General features: G+C 59.5%; 14 protein-coding genes. 13 read left to right on the top strand and 1 reads right to left on the bottom strand.

Annotated elements, in window-relative coordinates:
- Positions 1 to 10 precede the first annotated feature (10 nt).
- Positions 11 to 5,980 carry an NEL domain-containing protein gene (locus RYB09_RS05670; RefSeq protein WP_316887629.1) on the bottom strand — a complete coding sequence of 1,990 codons (5,970 nt, stop codon included), beginning with the start codon at positions 5,978 to 5,980 and terminating at the stop codon, positions 11 to 13.
- Between the two features lie 289 nt (positions 5,981 to 6,269).
- On the opposite strand from RYB09_RS05670, the gene RYB09_RS05665 reads away from it, so the two are divergent.
- The 13 genes from RYB09_RS05665 (at position 6,270) to RYB09_RS05605 (ending at position 21,282) form a co-directional block, all read left to right on the top strand.
- Positions 6,270 to 7,892 carry a methyl-accepting chemotaxis protein gene (locus RYB09_RS05665; RefSeq protein ID WP_058399629.1) on the top strand — a complete coding sequence of 541 codons (1,623 nt, stop codon included), beginning with the start codon at positions 6,270 to 6,272 and terminating at the stop codon, positions 7,890 to 7,892.
- 8 nt (positions 7,893 to 7,900) lie between these two features.
- Positions 7,901 to 8,437, top strand: a complete 537-nt coding sequence (locus RYB09_RS05660; protein ID WP_058399630.1) for a chemotaxis protein CheW — start codon at positions 7,901 to 7,903, stop codon at positions 8,435 to 8,437.
- Positions 8,434 to 9,732, top strand: coding sequence for a CheR family methyltransferase (locus RYB09_RS05655; RefSeq protein ID WP_122259224.1), 1,299 nt, complete (start codon positions 8,434 to 8,436; stop codon positions 9,730 to 9,732). Before RYB09_RS05660 ends, RYB09_RS05655 begins: the two co-directional genes overlap by 4 nt.
- Positions 9,732 to 10,421 carry a chemotaxis protein CheW gene (locus tag RYB09_RS05650; RefSeq protein WP_058407365.1) on the top strand — a complete coding sequence of 230 codons (690 nt, stop codon included), beginning with the start codon at positions 9,732 to 9,734 and terminating at the stop codon, positions 10,419 to 10,421. Before RYB09_RS05655 ends, RYB09_RS05650 begins: the two co-directional genes overlap by 1 nt.
- Positions 10,418 to 12,793, top strand: a complete 2,376-nt coding sequence (locus tag RYB09_RS05645) for a hybrid sensor histidine kinase/response regulator (RefSeq protein WP_316887628.1) — start codon at positions 10,418 to 10,420, stop codon at positions 12,791 to 12,793. The genes RYB09_RS05650 and RYB09_RS05645 overlap by 4 nt, the downstream gene beginning before the upstream one ends.
- Positions 12,790 to 13,800: a chemotaxis response regulator protein-glutamate methylesterase gene (locus tag RYB09_RS05640; RefSeq protein WP_122259222.1), complete on the top strand. Its 1,011-nt coding sequence runs from the start codon at positions 12,790 to 12,792 to the stop codon at positions 13,798 to 13,800. The genes RYB09_RS05645 and RYB09_RS05640 overlap by 4 nt, the downstream gene beginning before the upstream one ends.
- 45 nt (positions 13,801 to 13,845) lie before the next feature.
- Positions 13,846 to 14,850: a PleD family two-component system response regulator gene (locus RYB09_RS05635; protein ID WP_058399634.1), complete on the top strand. Its 1,005-nt coding sequence runs from the start codon at positions 13,846 to 13,848 to the stop codon at positions 14,848 to 14,850.
- Between the two features lie 117 nt (positions 14,851 to 14,967).
- A protein-coding gene (gene prfB, locus RYB09_RS05630) for a peptide chain release factor 2 (protein ID WP_122259221.1) occupies positions 14,968 to 16,063 on the top strand; the annotation gives its coding sequence in 2 pieces (ribosomal slippage) (positions 14,968 to 15,039 and positions 15,041 to 16,063; 1,095 coding nt in all).
- Positions 16,064 to 16,132: 69 nt separating this feature from the next.
- The gene (lysS, locus tag RYB09_RS05625) at positions 16,133 to 17,635 is read left to right on the top strand and encodes a lysine--tRNA ligase (RefSeq protein ID WP_005732488.1); all 1,503 of its coding nucleotides are present in this window, start codon (positions 16,133 to 16,135) and stop codon (positions 17,633 to 17,635) included.
- A 77-nt stretch (positions 17,636 to 17,712) separates the two neighbouring features.
- Positions 17,713 to 18,438, top strand: a complete 726-nt coding sequence (locus RYB09_RS05620; RefSeq protein WP_005778392.1) for a TetR/AcrR family transcriptional regulator — start codon at positions 17,713 to 17,715, stop codon at positions 18,436 to 18,438.
- Between the two features lie 90 nt (positions 18,439 to 18,528).
- Complete coding sequence (locus RYB09_RS05615) at positions 18,529 to 19,848, top strand: flavohemoglobin expression-modulating QEGLA motif protein (RefSeq protein ID WP_193601230.1); 1,320 nt, start codon at positions 18,529 to 18,531, stop codon at positions 19,846 to 19,848.
- Between the two features lie 220 nt (positions 19,849 to 20,068).
- Positions 20,069 to 20,965: an alpha/beta hydrolase gene (locus tag RYB09_RS05610; protein WP_058399636.1), complete on the top strand. Its 897-nt coding sequence runs from the start codon at positions 20,069 to 20,071 to the stop codon at positions 20,963 to 20,965.
- Complete coding sequence (locus tag RYB09_RS05605; RefSeq protein ID WP_058399637.1) at positions 20,962 to 21,282, top strand: hypothetical protein; 321 nt, start codon at positions 20,962 to 20,964, stop codon at positions 21,280 to 21,282. Before RYB09_RS05610 ends, RYB09_RS05605 begins: the two co-directional genes overlap by 4 nt.
- Positions 21,283 to 21,306: the final 24 nt, after the last annotated feature.

Here is a 21,306-nt window from a genome sequence, read left to right as displayed (position 1 = left end):
GCCCATGCCATCAATGATGCTCCAGCCCCTCGGCGTTGGTCAGCTCCCTTATCAGCATTGTTTGCTGTTCCTTGAAGCTGGCTTCAAATTCCCGAATGCGTTTTTCGTATTCCGGATTGTCCAGACTGATGTTGCGCTGTTCGAATTCGTCGGTGAGTCGGGTCAGGTCAGTCCTGTAAATACGTTCGAGTGCATCGAACCGTCCAGCATGGGTTTCGCGCAGATAGTTGATCCAGTAATCCTGCTGCTGGGCGAAGCGCAGGAATGGTTCGCCTTGCTCTCCGGCCTGCACGCGAAGCAGGGCTGTCTCGAACTCTCCCGGCCTGATGGCGGCGTGAGCCTGGTACAACATGCCTTCCGGCGGCACAGGCAGGTCCAGCGCGCTTGCCCAGTGGGTGCGATACGCCAGGCGGACTTCGGCTTCATCGCGGTTCCCGGTTTGTTCGCGGGCAGCAGCATCCAGTTCGGACAGGCGATAAAGCCGGGTTGTCAGCCGATACAGCAGCGCACCTCGCTGCTCCGGCACCACATCGTGCAGTGACTGACGAATGAACACCATCACCTCCATCTGGTTGAACTCCAGCAGGATGCCGTCCGGGCAGGTGTTGTTGTCACGGAACAGCCTGAGTGGTTCTTCGGCGATAGCACTCAGGGTCATTCCCAGTTGAGGGTCCTGACTCACCGCGCCGAGTACTCGCCAGACGCGCTCCTGCAGTGCTGCCCGGTTGGCCGTATTGCGATAGTCGGCACTGTGGCGCAGCGAACCGATCAGGTCCAATAGCCTTCGGTTGTGGTCGCTGATTTCCAGTTGCTCCCAGAGCGCACGCCGCGCGGCGATGAGCGGGCTGCTGTCGTCCAGCCAGGGTTCGGCAGTCACTGGCTCTGGAGTCGATGCCCGACTGTCTTCTGACTCGTAGTCTGATATCGATGAGTCCGAATCATGCTGCTCCGTCCAGTCCATCGCTGCGAGTTCGGGTGGCAGGTCCATGTCAAAGGTGAAAGAGCGTCCATAGCTTTCTGAAAAGTGTGCTCGACGCATGCTGTCTTCGGAAAGCGGGTTGTTCAGCAAGCTTATTTCCGTGTGCGAAGATTCGCTGCCGGGATTGGCCAGAATATGCTCCGGCAAGTCAGTAATCAGATTGCCCTCCAGCAGGAGCGTCCCCAGATGTGCTGGAATCATGTCATTCACCCAGGTCGGCCATTCGGTTAATCCGACGTTATTGAGTGATAGCCAGTTGAGCGCGGTATTGCTAAGGGCAGACAGATCGCTGATCGCACCCATCCGGTTGCCATCCAGTTCCAGCCTTGCAAGCGTCGGAATACGGCTGAAGAAATCGATGTGCTTTTGCTCGATCACCATTCCCTGGTCAATCAGCAATAGCGAACGAAGTGATCGAAGTTCAAGCAGCGCCGGAGGCAGTTGCAGCAGCGGTGCGACATACCCGTTCATTTCCAGTGAGTTCAGATCAGTCATACGGCGCAGCAACTGGTCCAGATCAGATCCCGTGGCCGTGACTCTGCTCAGGTGCAGATAGCGTATCTGACGATAGAAGAACTCCGGCAGCTGGCGGGGAAAGTCGACCAGCGAAAGGTTTTCCAGGCGCAGTGGACGGTGGATTTGCCCCAGGCTGAACGCTCGCCAGTGATCAGTCAGTATCCTGCCGATCTCGCGGCGGGCTTCGATGGTCCGTTCACTCGTGATGGCCAGCGAACTTGAGGCGTGTGTCCACTGATCAAGGGTGGCAGATAACTCGGCACCTTCGCGCAATTGCATGTTTATAGCGGCTTGCACGGCGAGCGGCGTGTCCATGAGGAAGCGAAACGAACAGTCGGGTACAGCCTCATTGATGCGTGCGTGCATCACCGTATGCCTGGACAGGCTGTTGCCGCGCAAATCGATCAGGGTCTGATGCTCGGGGTTGAGGGGATTGTCGAGGATCCAGTCCGGCAGTTCGGTCAGGTTGTTATGAGCCACCGACAGCTCACGAATATTGTTCGGGATTATGTCCGTCAGCCAGGAAGGCCAGCGGTGCATGCCGACTCGTTCCAGTATCAACCGGTCAAGATGCAGCCAGCCAAGGTCCATGGGTAGCAAGCTGACCAGCCGGTTGCCGCTGAGGTTCAGCGACCTGAGATCAGGCATATCGCGCAAGTGCTCCATCTGCGCCTGATCCAGAAAAATGCTCTGGTTTATCAGTCCCAGTTCAGTAAGTTGCGGCAGCACACTGGACACCTGCTGGGGCAGGTTGAGGAAGGCCGATATCTCCGGATCCGCACCGGCGCCGGGTTCGCCGACCAGAATGAGTGAGCGCGTGTGGGGGAAGCGTTGCAGAAAGTGTCCAAGTTCGAAGCTGTTGGTCAACTGTCTGGGTAGATCCGTGGCTACCGGTGTTGAAAGCTCCGCGCCCGGGCGCACTCGGGGTTCGATCGAAATATTCTCCAGATAGAGTCTGCCCACCCGCGCGTAGACAAAATCTGGCAGGTGTCGTGGGAAGTCAGTCAGGGATACCTGCTGCAGATACAGTGGCTCAAGCGTTCGCCCGATTTCAGGCAGGTTATTGATGCGCCAATGGTTCCAGATCGCCTCACTGATACGCGTCCGGCTATCGATATGCGCCTGACTCATGGAGGGCATTGCCACGACCTCAGAGGTCCAGGCGTCAATACTTGCCCGCAGCGTCATTTGTTCGCCCAGCAAACTGTTGAGTCGTTCATCGATAGCCCGATTATCCCGGCCGGTGTGGCGCAGGCGGCTGAGAATGTCTTCGGGGAACGCGTCTTCCAGCTCCAGCAAACGGATCTTGTCCAGCAGACTTTCATCGGTCATATGCCAGTCGGTTCTGCCGTTACCGCTCAAGGGATAACCAAGGCGCCCATCGGCCAGACGCATGGGGGATTTGGAGCCGGGTTTGAGCGCCTGCATTTTCAGCAGTGGCGCGAGAGTCTGGCGAGGCAGAGGGGTTTCCTGAATCAGAGCCTCCAGCGCCTGCCCCTGGCCGGTATGGGCAAAACCCAATTGGCTGCGCTCGGCATCGGGCAGGGCGTGAAGTACGGATGAATACAGATCGTCCAGCCCGTGCAGGTGCTGATCGTCAGCGTCACGGGTCTCATAACGATTGCCATCTTTGATCAGTACCTTGCGAACAGGAGCCTCCTGGGCCCCGATGCTGTCGAGCAGTTGGCCGCCAAAGAAGCGATTGTGCACCTCCAGCCTGACGTTTGAAGGCCATTGCGCAAGGGCTTCAAGGCTGTGCAGGGCGAGGCAATCGGTATCTGCGCTGGATACCGAGGTCAGGTAAAGGCCCTCATAGGCCCGTGCCAGCCGCACTTGCTGCAAATAGGCACTGGCTTCTTCGGCCATTCGTAACGGTACGCGGCGCTCTGTAGTGAGTTGTATCCGCTCGGCTGGCGAGGCGTGGCTGGCCAATTCCTCGACGACCAGCGGCGGCAGGCCGGCAAACGCCTGCTGGAGGGTTTGCGCGCCGTCCGTATCGGTGACTTTCAGGGCGCGGTAATGTGATTCGAACAACCAGGCTCTGGTTGTTCGGGCACGCGCCACCAATTGCGTGCGTAAAGCGATCAGCCGCGGTGCGGTGCCCGGCTGACCCGCACCGAACTCTTCGTTGAGCAGAGTCCGGATTTCGATATTGTTCAGTTTTTCCAGGACCTGGCGCAGGGCATCTGGCTGATCGGCACGAATATGCATATCGAGGGGGGCAGCAGCGCCAGACTGCTGCGCCGCAACGAGCCGATGGAGCGTGTTGCCTTGGGCATCCACCAGCACCAGAGCGCGATTGTTCGGCCAGCCAGGGTCATGGCTCAGCAGTTCAAGTTGGAGGGGCGCTGCTGCGTCTGCATCGTTGGCTTCCATCTGCTCTATGAAACGATCAATTTCCTGATCAAGCCTGAAACGGCGCGCTGTGTCTTCGAGCAAGGCCGGTGGGCGGCGCTGATCAGCCAGTGCCTGGCGCATCACGGATTCAGGCGTATTGCTGACCTTCAGGATGCGTCTGGCTGCGCTGTCGGAAAACGCTTCGCTGGAATACCCCAACCGTCGAAACAGTGTCAGACCTTCCATCTCCAGCGGGCGATCAAGTTCATGCAGCCATGCTCCCGCGCCATTGTGGCGCAGGGCGGGTTGATAGCCGTGCGGGTTGGCTGGGTGCTCTATCAGATAACCATCGCCGGTCGGCTCAGGTCTGACCGAGTACGTTCGCCCTTCAAGTGGCAACCATTGCTTGTCTTGCCAGGTGTACAGGCCTGTGGCGTCGGGATGCAGACCCTTTGGCAGCACGACGTCATGGGCAAAGGGTGCCAGGTCAGGCTTCCAGAGGCGAGTCATTCCACCCGGTAATTCCACGGGTTTGAGTCCGTTTACGAACTCGGGCACTTGTATCGCCGGGATGCCTGCTGCTCCCGTCATCGCAGCGCCAAGGGCCGACATCAGGGCAATGTTCTCCACCACATCGAAAAGGTAGGCGAACGCCTGCTGTCTCTCGTCTTTGGCCCAGCTCTCCATACCTTCATAAACCTCATGGGCCAGCTGAATGGCGGTGACGGCCATCATCACTTCGCCCAATACCGGAACGACAAAAGCGGCGATGTTCAAGACGTCGAAGGCTTTGTCCTTGAAGTACTGCACACGCTCGTCGAAGGTTTTCTGGTCCTGCGCCGCTGTTGGCACGCCATGAAACAGCGCATTGTCCTTCAACGCTGCCCGTTTGCGATCGTACAGGGCCTCCGGCAAGAGACCTTGCAGCGGGATTTCTCTCAGGTCCAGCCGGGCGTTTCGGTCAGCTTCACGTTCCAGCCACTGGCGCTCGAAGAACCCCCCTTTCTTGACTTTGGGGTGCAGACGCTCGGACAGCTTTTCAAACAAGGCACTTCGATGGCGCGCCGGTATGAAGCGCATGAAAAAATTCAGATACCCATCGATGAACATCCGGTCGCGCAACGAGTTTATAAACGCCTCGACCGAGTCGTATTCCTTCAATGGCGCAACCGGATCGTCCGGAATGTAGACGACAATTTTTTCTGCCTGAGTTGCCATGTCGCGGTCTTTGCCAATAACGAACGGGCCGTCAAGTTCGACATCCCCAAGGCACAGCACGCTGCAGGTGACTGGCCTGTTATCAAGCCGGACGTTTTGCTTGCCTTCGAGAATATCCAGTAACGCGCCCTGCAATGGCGGGCTGACCAGTTTCTGCAGCGAGGCAATCTGCAGTTGAAGCCGGATGGACGATGACTGAAGTTTCAGGAAGTCCTTGCGCAGCCTGGATGCCGCAGCGTCCGCTGTTTCTTCGGGTGTTGAAGGTGCATTGAAGACGGACTCCAGGTGGGTCTGGTATTTACCGCCCAGGTCCAGCTCGCGGCACATTGCTGCGAGCCCGGTTGCAGATATCGGCAAGGACTGGCCGGCGATCTGTTGACCGATGATTTCAAAGGCGGAAAACACCTGAGCCTCTATGCCCGAGTCCGAATCCATCGCGCCAGGCGCGGTTTCCCACGTTTCGAAATTCTGCAGTGCAGCCTTTAGCAGGCTCTGACAGGCGGCCCTCAAGGCAATGTTGGCTTGAGTGATGGGGTCTCGGGATGCCGCCAGGAACGACTGGTCGACCCTGGCCCGGCTGGCGTGAAACAGCGAGGTTCGGGCGACGTCCACGTCCAGCCCGAAGCGGTCCTTGATCGCCGCCGTCAGAAGAGGTGTCGCAAATTCTTCCAGTGTAGAGAGGCGATCAAGCGTCGGACGAACCTTTTGTTCATTCTGGCGATGCTCGGCATAGAGCTGCTGAAGTTTATCGACTTGCTCCGGGCTGGATGCGCGCGCGCTCGTCAGCCATTGCAAAGGGCGTCCGGAGGTTTTGCGCAGAGCCGCATGGGTTGCCGATTCTGCGTCAAGCAGCCACCCGGGTGATTTATCTTTTATAAGTTGCACATGCGGGGCGGTAGATGCCTTGCCCGGCGAAGTTTGATCCAGCATTGAAGTGCCTTGTCGTGAGTGAGCAGGCGACAAAGCTTACGTTTGAGGTCGGGACAGCAAGTGCTAACTATTTATAGCCTGCACAGGTTCCTGAGACCTTGTGCTCAAGTAGTGGTGACAAGTGCCGACAAGAAGGCAGGAAAGCGGGTTAATGAGCAGGTGCCATGATTTGGTTTTCATTCCCCGTGTACCGGTTGACGGCTGGGCTATACTCACGCCGCTTGGACCGCTCGTCGGTCCGCTTCTTGAACACGGCCCGATGCCGTCGTTGAACTCTTGAGGGCTGACTGTGAAGAACTGGACCTTGCGCCAACGGATTCTGGCGAGTTTCGCCGTCATCATCGCAATCATGCTGTTGATGGTCGTTGTATCTTATTCACGACTGTTGTCCATCGAGTCCAGCGAGGAAGATGTCCGTCTTGATGCGTTACCCGGTGTCTACTACAGCACGCTGGTGCGCAGCGCCTGGGGCGAAAGTTACATCCGCACCCTGGAGCTGATTGCCGAAGGGCAGGGGCGTGCGCTGACCAAGCAGGAAAGGGACCAGTTTCAGGGGTTTGACGAAAACCTGCAGGCGCAGATGGACGGCTACAAGAAGTCCATCTTCGATGACGCGGACAGAGACAGCTTTGCGCTTTTCGAAAAACGCCGCGAAGCCTATTCGCGCATGCTTGCCGATGTCCACGCCAAGTATGATCGCGGCGATTACGCCGGTGCGCGCGCCGAGTTCTATGGCGAGGTCAACCCGGTCTGGCTCACGGGCCGCAAGCAGCTCAACGACCTGATTGTCGCCAACAAGCAGCTGGCTGATCAGGCCACTGCCAATATCGTCAATGCCGTGCTGGCTGCCAAGGTCAGCATGATCCTGTCTTTGCTGGTGGCAGTGCTGGCTGCAGCGGCCTGTGGGCTGTTGCTGATGCGTTCGATCATGGCACCGATGCAATTGATTGTGCGGATTCTGGACATCATGCGTACCGGAGATCTGAGCACCCGCCTTAACCTGTCCCGCAAGGACGAGTTCAATGCGGTCGAAACCGGCTTCAACGACATGATGACCGAGCTGACTGCGCTGGTTGCGCAGGCCCAGCGTTCTTCGGTGCAGGTAACGACTTCTGTCACTGAAATCGCTGCGACTTCCCGTCAGCAGCAGGCCACCGCTACCGAGACCGCGGCAACCACCACCGAGATCGGCGCGACCTCGCGGGAAATTGCTGCCACCTCGCGCGACCTGGTGCGAACCATGACCGAAGTCACCTCGGCAGCAGATCAGGCGTCGATTCTCGCCGGTTCCGGCCAGCAGGGGCTGGCACGCATGGAAGACACCATGCATCAGGTGATGGGCGCTGCCAACCTGGTCAACGCCAAGCTGGCGATCCTCAACGAGAAAGCCGGCAACATCAATCAGGTCGTTGTTACCATCGTCAAGGTGGCCGACCAGACCAACCTGCTGTCGCTTAACGCAGCCATCGAGGCCGAGAAGGCGGGTGAGTACGGCCGTGGTTTCGCGGTGGTCGCCACCGAAGTGCGCCGCCTCGCCGACCAGACTGCTGTCGCCACCTATGACATTGAGCAAATGGTGCGGGAAATCCAGTCGGCGGTTTCCGCAGGCGTTATGGGCATGGACAAGTTTTCCGAAGAAGTGCGCCGTGGCATGTTCGAGGTCACTCAGGTCGGCGAGCAGTTGTCGCAGATCATTCAGCAAGTACAGGCGTTGGCGCCCCGTGTGTTGATGGTCAATGAAGGTATGCAGGCTCAGGCTACCGGTGCCGAACAGATCAATCAGGCACTGGTGCAACTGGCGGATGCCAGCAGCCAGACCGTCGAGTCTCTGCGTCAAGCCAGTTTCGCCATCGACGAGCTGAGTCAGGTCGCGGTCGGGCTGCGCGGTGGCGTTTCGCGATTCAAGGTCTGAACACTCCAATGACGGATCAATCGCCGAGGCGCAACGGCACGCCACTGACCACCAGCAAACTCTTTCTGCTGTTTTGCATCGGCGAAGACCGCTATGCGCTGGACGCGACAGAGATTGCTGAAATCCTGCCTCGGGTGAAACTCAAGGCAATTGCCCAGGCTCCGCACTGGGTGGCGGGGATCTTTGCCCATCGCGGCGAGATCGTGCCGGTGATTGACATCAGTGCGCTGAACTCGGGTCAGTCAGCGCGCTTGCGCACCAGCACACGCATGGTTCTGGTGCATTATCGGCACGACGACGCGCACCCGGCGCAGTTGCTCGGGCTGATTCTGGAGCAGGCCACCGAAACGCTGCGTTGCCCGGTGTCACAGTTCAAGGCGTATGGGCTGGACAATCGCCTGTCACCTTACCTGGGGCCGGTTCGCGAGGATGAGCAGGGGCTGCTGCAATGGATTCACGTTCAGGAGCTGTTGAGCGAGCCGGTTCGAGATTTGTTGTACCCGGTGCCGCCAATCGACCTCGAATTGCTTGAGGACGCGCCATGAAGGTCGACGATTCACGCTTCTTCAGCTTCCTCAAGGAGCGCATCGGGCTGGATGTGACCTCGGTCGGCGAGGCGATCATCGAGCGTGCCTTGCGTCAGCGTGCGACGGCCGCCCATTGCCCCGACAGTGATGCGTACTGGCACCTTCTGGTGTCGTCGCCTCAAGAACAGCAGGCGCTGATCGAGGCGGTGATCGTTCCTGAAACCTGGTTTTTTCGCTACCCGGAATCTTTCGTCACACTGGGCATGCTGGCCCGTGAACGTATAGCCAGCCTTGCCGGTGTGCGCCCGTTGCGCATTCTCAGCCTGCCATGCTCGACCGGCGAGGAACCCTATTCGATTGCCATGGCGTTATTCGATGCGGGGGTCGATGCCAGGCAGTTCAAGGTCGATGCCATTGATATCAGCCCTGTTTCGATTGCCAAGGCCGAGCACGGCATCTATGGCAAGAACTCGTTCCGGGGCAGCGACACCGGTTTTCGCGAGCGGTATTTCAACCCGGTCGCTGACGGGTTTGAAATCGCCGACAGTGTGCGCGCTTGTGTGAGTTTTCAGGCTGGCAACCTGCTCGATCCGAAACTGGCTTCGCAGGTCGCGTATGACATCGTTTTCTGCCGCAACCTGGTGATCTATTTTGATCGGCAGACCCAGCAACATGTGTTCAAGGTCCTCAAGCAGCTGACCCGGGAAGACGGCCTGCTGTTCATCGGGCCGGCGGAGGGCAACCTGCTGGCAGGTATTGGCATGCGTTCGATCGGTATTGCGCAATCATTTGCCTTCCGGCATGCGCCAGTCGAACCGACGGCTCCGGCTCCGGCTCCAGTCCAGGCTCGCACTCCGGCGCCGGTAGCCGCGCCGGTTGCACCGCGCCCGGTCCCTGATGCACCTGCCAGAGCGCCTGCGCCACGACCTGCCACACGAACGTCCGCAGCATTTGCGCCCATCGTCAAGCCGGTTGCTGTCACTGGCAATAGCGAGGTTTCGGCGCTGCTCGACAGGATTGCCGGCCTGGCCAACGAAGGCAAAAGTGTCGAGGCGCGGGCTGCCTGCGAACGCTATCTGCAACAGCATGAGCCGGTTGCACAGGTGTTTTACTGGCTGGGCCTGCTCAGCGAAGTAGAAGGTAGCGTGGCGCAGGCTCAGGGTTTCTATCGCAAGGCGTTGTACCTGCAACCGCAGCATTCCGAATCGCTGGCCCAACTGGCGGCGTTGCTGGCCGCCCAGGGTGACAGTACCGGGGCCCGGCGCTTGCAGGACCGCGCTGCACGTGGCGCGAATAAACAAGGAAACCATTGATGACGGGTGTGTCCGGTTTTTCCAGTCTTACCCATGACCAAGCCCTGGATATCGATGACTGCTGGAACCGTATCGGTATTCACGGTGATCGTTCCTGCCCGTTGCTTGAAGAGCACATCCACTGCCGCAACTGCGCGGTTTATTCCGCAGCGGCCACCCGTCTGCTGGACCGCTACGCGCTGGCCCAGGAGTCGCATGAACAGTTTCAGGGCTCTGTGTTGCTGCGCGACATCAAGACCCGCTCCATTCTGGTATTCCGTCTTGGTGAAGAGTGGCTGGGGCTGGCCTCCCGCTGTCTCTCGGAGGTCGCCCCCAACCAGACCATCCATTCGCTGCCGCACCAGCGCTCGCGTGCGATGCTGGGTGTCGCCAACGTACGGGGTGCTCTGGTAGCGTGCATATCGCTGGTCGAGCTGCTAGGGCTCGACAGCAATGCAGCGAGTACCCAGTCGGCACGGGTGGTGCCGCGCATGTTGATCGTTGCCGCTGAAGGCGGCCCGGTCGTGGTGCCGGTGGACGAGGTAGACGGCATTCACGCCATTGACGAGCGTGAGCTGGAAGCCGCTTCTGCGTCCGGTACTCATGCCAACGCCCGTTTCACTCGCGGCGTTTTGCAATGGAAGGGCCGCAGCCTGCGTTGGCTGGACGAAGAAGAGTTGTTGTCGGCGGTGCACCGGAGCCTTACATGACGCCAGATCAAATGCGTGACGCCTCACTGTTTGAACTGTTCACGCTGGAAGCCGATGCGCAGACTCAGGTATTGAGTGCGGGCCTGCTGGCACTTGAGCGTAACCCGACCCAGGCGGATCAGCTGGAAGCCTGCATGCGCGCGGCACATTCGCTCAAGGGCGCGGCGCGCATTGTCGGCGTCGATTTCGGGGTGAGCGTTGCGCATGTGATGGAAGACTGTCTGGTCAGCGCCCAGGAAGGCCGTCTATTGCTGCAGGCCGAGCACATCGATGCGCTGCTGTCCGGCACTGACCTGTTGATGAGTATCGCTACGCCAGGCGGTAACAGCGTCGGTCAGCCCGATATCGACAGTTATGTTGAAAGGCTCAACGCGCTGCTGGCGTCCGGTGCTGGCGCAGCGCGCACGGTCAATACGCCGCTGCCTGACCCTGCTTCGGACGCATTGCTGGCCAGCGCGATGCAGCAGCTTGAGTCTTCAGCCCAAGGGGCTGAGCCAATAATCAACCCTGCACCTGATCCGCTGCCAGCAGAGTCGCGTCCGCCATCCAGGCCCGCAGCCACGTCGGCGCCGGAACCGGAAGCACCTTTTACCCCCTTGCGTGAACGTCGAGTGGCCGAAGGCGGCGAGCGTGTATTGCGGGTCACTGCCGAGCGTTTGAACGGGCTGCTGGACATGTCCAGCAAATCGCTGGTCGAGACCCAGCGACTCAAGCCGCTGCTGGCCGGTATGCAGCGCCTCAAACGCTTGCAAAGCAGCAGCGACCGCGCGCTTGAAGTGTTGGGTGCGAGCTTTGGCGAAGAAGGCCCCCCGGCTGATGTGCAAAAAGCCCTGGAAGATGCACGCAACCTGTTGTCCCAGGCGCAACAGGTGCTGGTCCAGCAAACCGCAGAGCTGGATGAGTTTGGCTGGCAGTCGGCGCAGCGCGCGCAGCTGCTGTATGACACCGCACTGGCCTGCCGCATGCGGCCCTTCGCTGATGTGCTGAACGGTCAGGCGCGCATGGTCCGAGATCTGGGGCGTGAGCTGGGCAAACAGGTCCGCTTGCAGATCGAAGGGGAGAAGACCCAGGTCGACCGCGATGTACTGGAAAAGCTTGATGCGCCGTTGACCCATCTGTTGCGCAATGCTGTGGACCACGGTATCGAATCGCCAGAGAAACGCGCGGCGTCGGGCAAGGATCCTGAGGGCCTGATTCGTCTACAGGCTTCGCATCAGGCCGGTTTGCTGGTGGTCGAGTTGAGTGACGACGGTGGCGGCGTAGACCTGGAGCGTTTGCGCCAGAGCATTGTTGAACGCAAGCTTTCGCCAGCAGAAACCGCCGCGCAGTTGAGCGAGGAGGAACTGCTGAGTTTTCTGTTTCTGCCGGGTTTCAGCATGCGCGACAAGGTCACGCAGATTTCCGGTCGTGGTGTCGGGCTTGATGCTGTGCAGCATATGGTTCGCCAGATGCACGGCAGTGTCGAGCTGCAGCAGTGGACGGGCGAGGGCAGTCGTTTCAGGATTGAAATGCCGCTGACGCTTTCAGTAGTGCGCAGCCTGGTGGTGGAAGTGGGCGGAGAAGCCTATGCCTTCCCTCTGGCCCATATCGAGCGCATGCGCGACTTGCAGCCGGATGATATTTTGCAACTGGAAGGGCGTCAGCACTTCTGGGATGAAGAGCGCCATGTCGGTCTGGTCTCGGCCAGTCAGTTATTGAATCGGCCGCCCGCCCAGAATGCCGGCGAAGCGCTCAAGGTTGTGGTTATTCGCGAGCGTGATGCAGTTTATGGCGTAGCCGTCGAACGCTTCATCGGTGAGCGTACGCTGGTGGTGATGCCGCTTGATGCGCGGCTGGGCAAGGTTCAGGATGTTTCGGCAGGGGCCTTGCTTGATGACGGTTCTGTAGTGTTGATCGTTGATGTAGAAGACATGCTGCGCTCGGTGGAGAAGCTCCTGAATACCGGACGCCTGGAGCGTATTGACCGGCGCAACCGTCAGGTCGACCATGTATCGCGCAAACGGGTTCTCGTGGTCGATGACTCTTTGACTGTTCGCGAGCTGGAACGCAAGCTGCTGGTCGGTCGCGGTTACGAAGTATCGGTTGCCGTGGACGGGATGGACGGCTGGAATGCCCTGCGTGCCGGGGACTTCGACCTGCTCATCACCGACATCGACATGCCGCGCATGGACGGTATAGAACTGGTGACGTTGCTGCGCCGTGATACCCGTTTGCAGTCATTGCCGGTCATGGTTGTTTCCTACAAGGATCGTGAAGAAGACCGACGCCGCGGCCTGGACGCCGGAGCGGATTACTACCTGGCCAAAGCCAGTTTCCACGATGATGCCTTGCTCGACGCTGTTGTCGAATTGATAGGAGACGCGCAAGGATGAAGATTGCCATCGTCAACGACATGCCCATGGCCATCGAAGCCCTGCGTCGCGCGCTGGCCTTCGAGCCCGCGCACCAGATCATATGGGTGGCGTCCAATGGTGCCGATGCCGTGCAGCGCTGCGTCGAGCAGACCCCGGACCTGATCCTGATGGACCTGATCATGCCGGTGATGGATGGCGTAGAGGCCACCCGTCGGATCATGGCCGAAACACCCTGCGCTATTGTCATCGTAACCGTCGACCGCGAGCAGAACATGCGCCGCGTATTCGAAGCGATGGGGCACGGTGCGCTGGATGTGGTGGATACGCCTGCCATCGGCGGTCCCAACCCCAAAGAGGCGGCGGCGCCCCTGCTGCGCAAGATACTCAATATCGACTGGCTGATCGGTCAGCGCGTCGGCCGAGAGCGCGTGGTGGCTGCGCCGAGATCGGAGCCGGCGAGGCGCGACAGGCTCGTTGCAATCGGCTCTTCGGCGGGCGGTCCCGCGGCGCTGGAGATCCTCCTGAAGGGGCTTCCGGTGAGCTTTCCGGCAGCGATCGTCCTGGTGCAGCATGTTGATCAGGTATTTGCAGCCGGTATGGCAGAGTGGCTGACTTCCGCTTCCGGCTTGCCCGTGCGGTTGGCAAAGGAAGGCGAAACGCCGCAGCCTGGGGTGGTGCTGCTGGCCGGAACCAATCATCATATTCGTTTGCTCAAGGACGGTACGCTGGCGTATACCGCAGAGCCAGTGAATGAAGTCTACAGGCCCTCGATCGATGTGTTTTTCGAGAGCGTAACCCGTTATTGGAGTGGTGAGGCAGTCGGCGTTCTACTGACCGGCATGGGGCGCGATGGTGCGCAGGGACTCAAGGCAATGCGGGAGCGAGGCTTTCTGACCATCGCCCAGGATCAGGCCAGTTCTGCTGTGTATGGGATGCCCAAAGCGGCCGCAGCCATTGATGCTGCTGTTGAGATCCGTCCGCTGCCCGCCATTGCCCCTCGCTTGGTCGAGGTATTTACTCAATGACCGTTCAGGTGCATTCACCTGTGGTCGGCGATCAGGAGAAACACTATGCATGACCTGCAGACGGATGAGATCAAGACCCCGGATGAGAACACCGCCATGGTGCTTCTGGTTGATGATCAGGCCATGATTGGCGAGGCTGTCCGGCGTGGACTGTCTGGCCACGAATCGATCGACTTCCACTTTTGCGCCGACCCGCATCAGGCAATTGCCCAGGCTGTGCGGATCAAGCCGACCGTGATTCTTCAGGATCTGGTCATGCCGGGCCTGGACGGTCTGACGCTGGTTCGCGAGTACCGCAGCAACCCGTTGACCCGCGATATCCCGATCATCGTGTTGTCCACCAAGGAAGACCCGCTGATCAAGAGCGCCGCGTTCTCGGCCGGGGCCAACGATTATCTGGTCAAACTGCCGGACAACATCGAACTGGTGGCGCGCATTCGCTACCACTCGCGCTCCTATATGACACTGCTGCAGCGTGACGAGGCCTATCGTGCCCTGCGGGTCAGCCAGCAACAGTTGCTTGACACCAATCTGGTGCTGCAACGCCTGATGAACTCCGATGGCCTGACGGGACTGTCCAACCGCCGCCATTTCGATGAGTACCTGGAGCTGGAGTGGCGGCGTGCCACTCGCGATCAGGCGCAGTTGTCGCTGCTGATGATCGATGTCGACTACTTCAAGGCTTACAACGACAATTTCGGGCACCTGGAGGGCGACGAGGCCCTGCGTCAGGTGGCGAAAGCCATCCGCAACAGTTGCAGTCGCCCGTCGGACTTGCCCGCGCGCTACGGCGGCGAGGAGTTTGCCATGGTCCTGCCCAATACTTCTCCAGGCGGGGCGCGTCTGCTGGCTGAAAAACTGCGTCAGAGCGTGTCAGGCATGAATATCCCGCATATCGCTCCAACGCCTGGTTCCAGCCTTACCGTGAGTATTGGTGTCGCTACCCTGACGCCGCAGGTCGGGATGCACAGCCGCCAGCTGATTCTGGATGCCGACAAGGGGCTTTATCAGGCCAAGAACAACGGACGCAATCAGGTCGCGGCAGGCTGACGCCGCCAGTGGCCGGTAAAATAGGCCTCACAACGCCTGCTCGACGGGCTGCTTTCGTGGCCTTGCCTGGGGTATACTCGTCGGCTTTGAAAATTTCGCCTGCGAGTGCTGCCTACCATGGAAATCAACCCGATCCTAAACAGCATCAAGGATTTGTCCGAGCGCTCCGAAACCATTCGGGGGTATCTTTGACTACGATCACAAACATGATCGTCTGACCGAAGTCAACCGCGAGCTCGAAGATCCAAACGTCTGGAACAACCCGGCCTACGCTCAGGAACTGGGGCGCGAGCGCTCCCTGCTGGCGCAGATCGTAGAAACCCTGGACGAAATGTCCTCGGGTCTGGCCGATGCCAAAGACCTGTTGCTGATGTCTGCCGAAGAAGAAGACCAGGCCGCCGTCGATGACGTCGCTGCCGAAGTCGAGCGCCTGCGCGAATCGCTGGAAAAGCTCGAATTCCGTCGCATGTTCAGTGGCGAGATGGACCCCAACAACGCCTACCTGGACATCCAGGCCGGTTCCGGCGGCACCGAAGCGCAGGACTGGGCCAACATCCTGTTGCGCATGTACCTGCGCTGGGCTGACAAGCGCGGTTTCGACGCCACCATCATGGAACTGTCTGCCGGTGAAGTCGCCGGTATCAAGGGCGCTACCGTGCACATCAAGGGCGAATACGCCTTTGGCTGGCTGCGTACCGAGATCGGCGTTCACCGTCTGGTGCGCAAGAGCCCGTTCGATTCCGGCAACCGTCGCCACACCTCGTTCTCGGCCGTGTTCGTTTCGCCGGAAATCGATGACAACATCGAAATCGACATCAACCCGTCGGACCTGCGCATCGATACCTACCGCTCCTCCGGTGCCGGTGGTCAGCACGTAAACACCACAGACTCTGCGGTACGTATCACCCACGTCCCGACCAACACCGTGGTCAGTTGCCAGAACGAACGTTCCCAGCATGCGAACAAGGACACCGCCATGAAAATGCTGCGGGCCCGTTTGTATGAGCAGGAAGTGCAGAAGCGCAACGCAGCGTCCCAGGCGCTCGAAGACACCAAGTCCGATATCGGCTGGGGTCATCAGATTCGCTCCTATGTACTTGACGCGTCGCGTATCAAGGACCTGCGGACCAATATCGAACGCAGCGACTGCGACAAGGTGCTTGATGGCGATATCGACGAATACCTGATCGCGAGCCTCAAGCAAGGGCTGTAAACCGTCAGCCGACACCTCAAGCCCCTCGTCGCAAGACGAGGGCGAACCTGTGATGGAATATTTAAAGACATGAGCGACCAACAACTCGACCCGCAAGCCCTGCAACAGGAAGAAAACACCCTGATCGCCCTGCGCAAGGAAAAGCTTGCTGCAGGCCGTGCCAAGGGTCAGGCCTTCCCCAACGACTTCCGCCGCGACAGCTACTGCAACGACCTGCAGAAACAGTACGTCGACAAGACCAAGGAAGAACTGGCAGAGGCAGCGATTCCGGTCAAGGTAGCCGGTCGCATCATGCTCAACCGTGGCTCGTTCATGGTGATCCAGGACATGACCGGGCGCATCCAGGTCTATGTCAACCGCAAGACCCTGCCTGAAGAAACCCTGGCTGAAGTGAAAACCTGGGACCTGGGCGACATCATTGCTGCCGAAGGCACCCTGGCACGCTCCGGCAAGGGCGACCTGTACGTCGAGATGACCACCGTTCGCCTGCTGACCAAGTCGCTGCGTCCGCTGCCCGACAAGCACCATGGCCTGACCGACACCGAGCAGCGCTATCGCCAGCGTTACGTCGACCTGATCGTCAACGAAGACGTGCGCGAGACCTTCCGTGTGCGCTCGCAGGTTATCGCTCACATTCGCAGCTTCCTGATGAAGCGCGACTTCCTTGAAGTCGAAACGCCGATGCTGCAGACCATTCCCGGCGGTGCGGCAGCCAAGCCGTTCGAAACCCACCACAACGCGCTGGACATGGAAATGTTCCTGCGCATTGCGCCGGAGCTGTACCTCAAGCGTCTGGTGGTCGGTGGTTTCGAGAAAGTCTTCGAGATCAACCGCAACTTCCGTAACGAGGGCGTTTCGACCCGGCACAACCCCGAGTTCACCATGCTCGAGTTCTACCAGGCCTACGCTGATTACGAAGACAACATGGACCTGACCGAGGAGCTGTTCCGTGAACTGGCTCAACTGGTTCTGGGCACCACCGACGTGCCTTACGGCGACAAGGTGTTCCACTTCGGCGAACCGTTTGTGCGCCTGTCGGTGTTCGACTCGATCCTCAAGTACAACCCGGATCTGACCGCTGCCGATCTGCAGGACGTCGACAAGGCACGTGCCATTGCCAAAAAGGCCGGTGCCAAGGTGCTCGGCTTCGAAGGCCTGGGCAAATTGCAGGTGATGATTTTCGAAGAGCTGGTCGAGCACAAGCTGGAACAGCCGCACTTCATCACTCAGTACCCGTTCGAAGTCTCTCCGCTGGCTCGTCGCAACGACGAAAATCCGAGCGTAACCGACCGTTTCGAGTTGTTCATCGGCGGCCGTGAAATCGCCAATGCCTACTCCGAGCTCAACGACGCCGAAGATCAGGCCGAACGCTTCCAGGCTCAGGTGGCCGACAAGGATGCCGGTGACGACGAAGCCATGCACTACGACGCCGACTTCGTCCGTGCGCTGGAGTACGGCATGCCGCCCACTGCGGGCGAGGGGATCGGCATCGACCGGTTGGTGATGCTGCTCACCGACTCGCCTTCGATCCGCGACGTCATTCTGTTTCCGCACATGCGCCCGCAAGCGTAATCAATGAAAAAACAGCCGCCTTCAATGGGCGGCTTTTTTTTAGGTGTTTTTCAGGACGATTTAAAAAGGAAGCTGTCGTGACGATTGCCAGAGAAGGGGCCGCCGGAGTAGCGAGCGCGGTGGCCAAAAGTGTCAAGTATCAAGGCCGCAAGGCGGCCCGCGAAGGCAGTGAACAGCGCAGGCAGGTCATTCTCGATGCGGCCATGCGTATCGTGGTACGCGACGGCGTGCGCGCTGTACGTCATCGCGCAGTGGCCGCTGAGGCCAGCGTACCGTTGTCGGCAACCACCTATTACTTCAAGGACATCGATGACCTGCTGACCGATGCCTTCGCCCAGTATGTACAGCGCAGTGCCGATTACCTGGCGCGGCTTTGGCAGAACACTGAAGGTATTCTGCGTGAGATGATGAGCCGTAGTTCGGGCAGCCCGACCGATCGATTTCGGCTGGCTGACGATATTGCGCGTATGGTGATGGAGCATATCCGGCATCAATTGCTGACCCGGCGCGACTACCTGATTGCCGAACAGGCGTTCTACCACGAAGCGCTGATCAACCCGCGTCTGACCCCTCTGGTGATGGCCCATCAGGAAATTCTGTTGCAGGGCAGTTGTCAGTTCTTTCAGGTGATTGGTTCGTTGCAGCCCTATCAGGACGCTCAGGTGTTGACGGGGCTTATCCGGCGCATTGAGTATCAAGGCCTGCTGCATGGCCCACAGCGTCAGGCGGACGAAGAAATGCTCTGTATTCTGACCCGGCAGATGCGTCTGGTTCTGGGGACGCCGCAGCCGGTTCGAGGGTGACTATACTTCGTTCGACGTGCTCTGGGTCGGCGGTTCAGACGGCTTGACGACCCTGCCAATTTCGATATTTTCCAGCGGTGGCGTGTTCTCATGCCGCCGAGCAGTAGCGAAACAGCCAGCCAAGGAGTACCGGTGGACGAGTATCAACAGACTATTCGTGCGTTATCGGATCGGATCGTCGTTGCACAGACGCCGATTCGCATTCTGGATGCAGTTAAATGGGATGAGACAGTCCGCAAGGACTTTCTGGCCGCCAAGGGCAAGGCGCTTCCTGCCGTGGACCGTGCCTATTACGAAAACCGCCCGCTGGGCTTCGATTCGGTTGCCTTGAAACAAGAGTTTCAGAACATCGAGCGCGATGTCACGCGTCAACTGGGGCAGTTCAACCCGGTCGGGCAGATCATGCGCCGCATGTGCCGTGAGTACCGCATGGTGGTGCGTATGCTCGAAGCGCGTGGCACGCCTGACTTCGGGCTGATCTCGCAGGAGCTGTATGGCGCTGCGTCCGATGCCTTTCACGCCGGTGACCCGACGCTGGCCGATCTGGGCCTGATGCTCTCGGATTACCTGAACAACATCGCCGGGCGTGGTGATCTCAAGGACGAGCCGAAAACCCTCACGGCCAAGGACGCTGTTTCGCTGCTGCAATCGCGTTTGAACCGTGTGTTCGGTGAAGCCGAGGAGACCATCCGGGTTTTCGAGTCCGACGGTATCGTCGCCGACGCGGCTGCGGGTGCCGACTATATCAAGATCCGTACCGACGCAATGTTCAATGAGCGTGATGTACGGGCGCTGGAGGTTCACGAAGGGCTGGTACACGTCGGCACCACGTTGAACGGGCAAAACCAGCCGATCTGTACGTTCCTGTCCAAAGGTCCGCCTTCATCGACGGTGACTCAGGAAGGCCTGGCGATTCTCATGGAAGTCATTGCCTTCGCCTCCTACCCCAGCCGTTTGCGCAAGCTGACCAATCGTACCCGTGCCATTCACATGGCCGAGCAGGGCGCTGATTTTCTGCAGGTGTTCGAGTTCTACCGCGAGCAGGGTTTTGGCATGTCGGAGAGCTACGGCAACGCCAGTCGCGTATTCCGCGGCTCGGTGCCCAACGGCTTGCCGTTCACTAAAGACCTGTCCTATCTGAAAGGCTTCATCATGGTCTACAACTATATTCAGCTGGCCGTGCGCAAGGGCAAGCTTGAACAGGTGCCGCTGCTGTTCTGCGGCAAGACCACGCTGGAAGACATGCGCAGCCTGCGCCAACTGGTGGATGAAGGGCTGGTGGTGGCACCCAAATACCTGCCTGAGCAGTTCCGTGACATGAACGCGCTATCGGCCTGGATGTGCTTCTCCAACTTCCTCAACCACCTGAGCCTGGACCGTATCGAAGCGGACTACTCGAATATTTTGTAGGCCGAACTGACTATCGTGCCAATGCTCCGCGTTGGCACGCAGTGGGTGACGCTCCGCGTCACAAATCTGCGCCGCGCTGCACAGTCAGGATCGGACGCAGAGCGTCCAGAACGGCATTCCCACGCTGGGGCGTGAGGAACGATAATCTTGTAACTATCGTGCCATTGCTCTGCGCCAGCACGGCGGTGATGTGGCGATGAAAACAGCAAGGAAACCCCATTTGAAACTGCTCGGCATCTTCACCCTGTTCCTCGCACTCACCGGTTGCAGTTCGATGCTGTTCTACCCCGAGCAAGGTGTTCCGTTCACACCCGACAAGGCGCGCCTGCAGTATCAGGATGTGAACCTCACCGCCGCCGATGGTACGCGCCTGCATGGCTGGTGGCTGCCCGCGAAAGAGGGTGTGCCGGTCAAGGGTACGGTGCTGCATCTGCATGGCAACGGCGGCAACCTGTCCTGGCATCTTGGTGGCGTCTGGTGGTTGCCCGAGCAGGGTTATCAGGTGCTGATGGTGGATTACCGCGGTTATGGCGAGTCGCAGGGCGAGCCGAGCCTGCCGGCGGTCTATCAGGATGTTCAGGCCGCTTTTGACTGGTTGAACACTGCACCGCAAGTGCAAGGCAAACCCCTTGTGGTTCTGGGGCAAAGCATTGGTGGAGCACTGGCGGTGCATTACCTGTCAGAACACCCGCAGGAGCGCTCGCGGCTCAAGGCGTTGGTGCTGGACAGCGTGCCGGCCAGCTACCGTAGCGTCGCGCGAAACTCGCTGAGCAAGTCGTGGCTGACCTGGCCGTTGAAGACGCCCTTGTCCTGGCTGATCCCGGAGGCCGACAGCGCCGTCAACGGCCTGCCACGATTGGCCGGCACACCGATGCTGATCTTTCACAGCATGGACGACACACTGGTGCCGCTCGCCAATGGCATCGAGCTGTACAAGGCCGCGCCTCCACCGCGGGTATTGCAATTGACCCGTGGCGAGCACGTACAGACGTTCGCCGACCCTCTCTGGCGTCAGGTGATGCTGCGCTATCTGGACGACCCGACGCATTTCAACGGCCTGCGTCGCCTTGCGCAAGTGCCCAACTATCCGACACCTGCTACACCGCCAGCGCCATGAGTCGCGAGCGTAACCTCAACGGCATGATCCTCAGCGCTGTCGGTGCAGTCATCGGCACCGTCGGCTGCCTGTGGTTTTACGGCTATCTGCATTTTGCGAAGCCTGAAGATGCGCTATTGCTCAGTGAGTTCACCCTGCTCAAGACCGTGCCTGGCGAGGACTACAAGATCGCCGCGACGCCAGCGGACGAGGTGGCGCAATGCGTTGATGGCGTGCTGGTGCTGTTCGACACGTCGCGAAAGGGTTTGTCAGGCGTTTTGATTGATGACCACAGGCGAGCGGTGCGGTGCGTCGGCCAGCAGACGCCACAGCAATAAAGACGGCGATAATTTTCGGCATTA

The organism is Pseudomonas syringae group sp. J254-4, assembly GCF_032586855.1.
Classification (GTDB): domain Bacteria; phylum Pseudomonadota; class Gammaproteobacteria; order Pseudomonadales; family Pseudomonadaceae; genus Aquipseudomonas; species Aquipseudomonas amygdali.
The sequence above is the reverse complement of the archived record's forward strand: the minus strand, read 5'-3'. Positions and strand labels throughout refer to the sequence as shown.

Bases quoted from the DNA above. Each gene is read 5' to 3' on its own strand.
- RYB09_RS05670 (WP_316887629.1), bottom strand. From the start codon at position 5,980: ATGCTGGATCAAACTTCGCCGGGCAAGGCATCTACCGCCCCGCATGTG.
- RYB09_RS05660 (WP_058399630.1), top strand. From the start codon at position 7,901: ATGACGGATCAATCGCCGAGGCGCAACGGCACGCCACTGACCACCAGC.
- RYB09_RS05655 (WP_122259224.1), top strand. From the start codon at position 8,434: ATGAAGGTCGACGATTCACGCTTCTTCAGCTTCCTCAAGGAGCGCATC.
- RYB09_RS05650 (WP_058407365.1), top strand. From the start codon at position 9,732: ATGACGGGTGTGTCCGGTTTTTCCAGTCTTACCCATGACCAAGCCCTG.
- RYB09_RS05645 (WP_316887628.1), top strand. From the start codon at position 10,418: ATGACGCCAGATCAAATGCGTGACGCCTCACTGTTTGAACTGTTCACG.
- RYB09_RS05640 (WP_122259222.1), top strand. From the start codon at position 12,790: ATGAAGATTGCCATCGTCAACGACATGCCCATGGCCATCGAAGCCCTG.
- RYB09_RS05635 (WP_058399634.1), top strand. From the start codon at position 13,846: ATGCATGACCTGCAGACGGATGAGATCAAGACCCCGGATGAGAACACC.
- lysS (WP_005732488.1), top strand. From the start codon at position 16,133: ATGAGCGACCAACAACTCGACCCGCAAGCCCTGCAACAGGAAGAAAAC.
- RYB09_RS05615 (WP_193601230.1), top strand. From the start codon at position 18,529: ATGCCGCCGAGCAGTAGCGAAACAGCCAGCCAAGGAGTACCGGTGGAC.
- RYB09_RS05605 (WP_058399637.1), top strand. From the start codon at position 20,962: ATGAGTCGCGAGCGTAACCTCAACGGCATGATCCTCAGCGCTGTCGGT.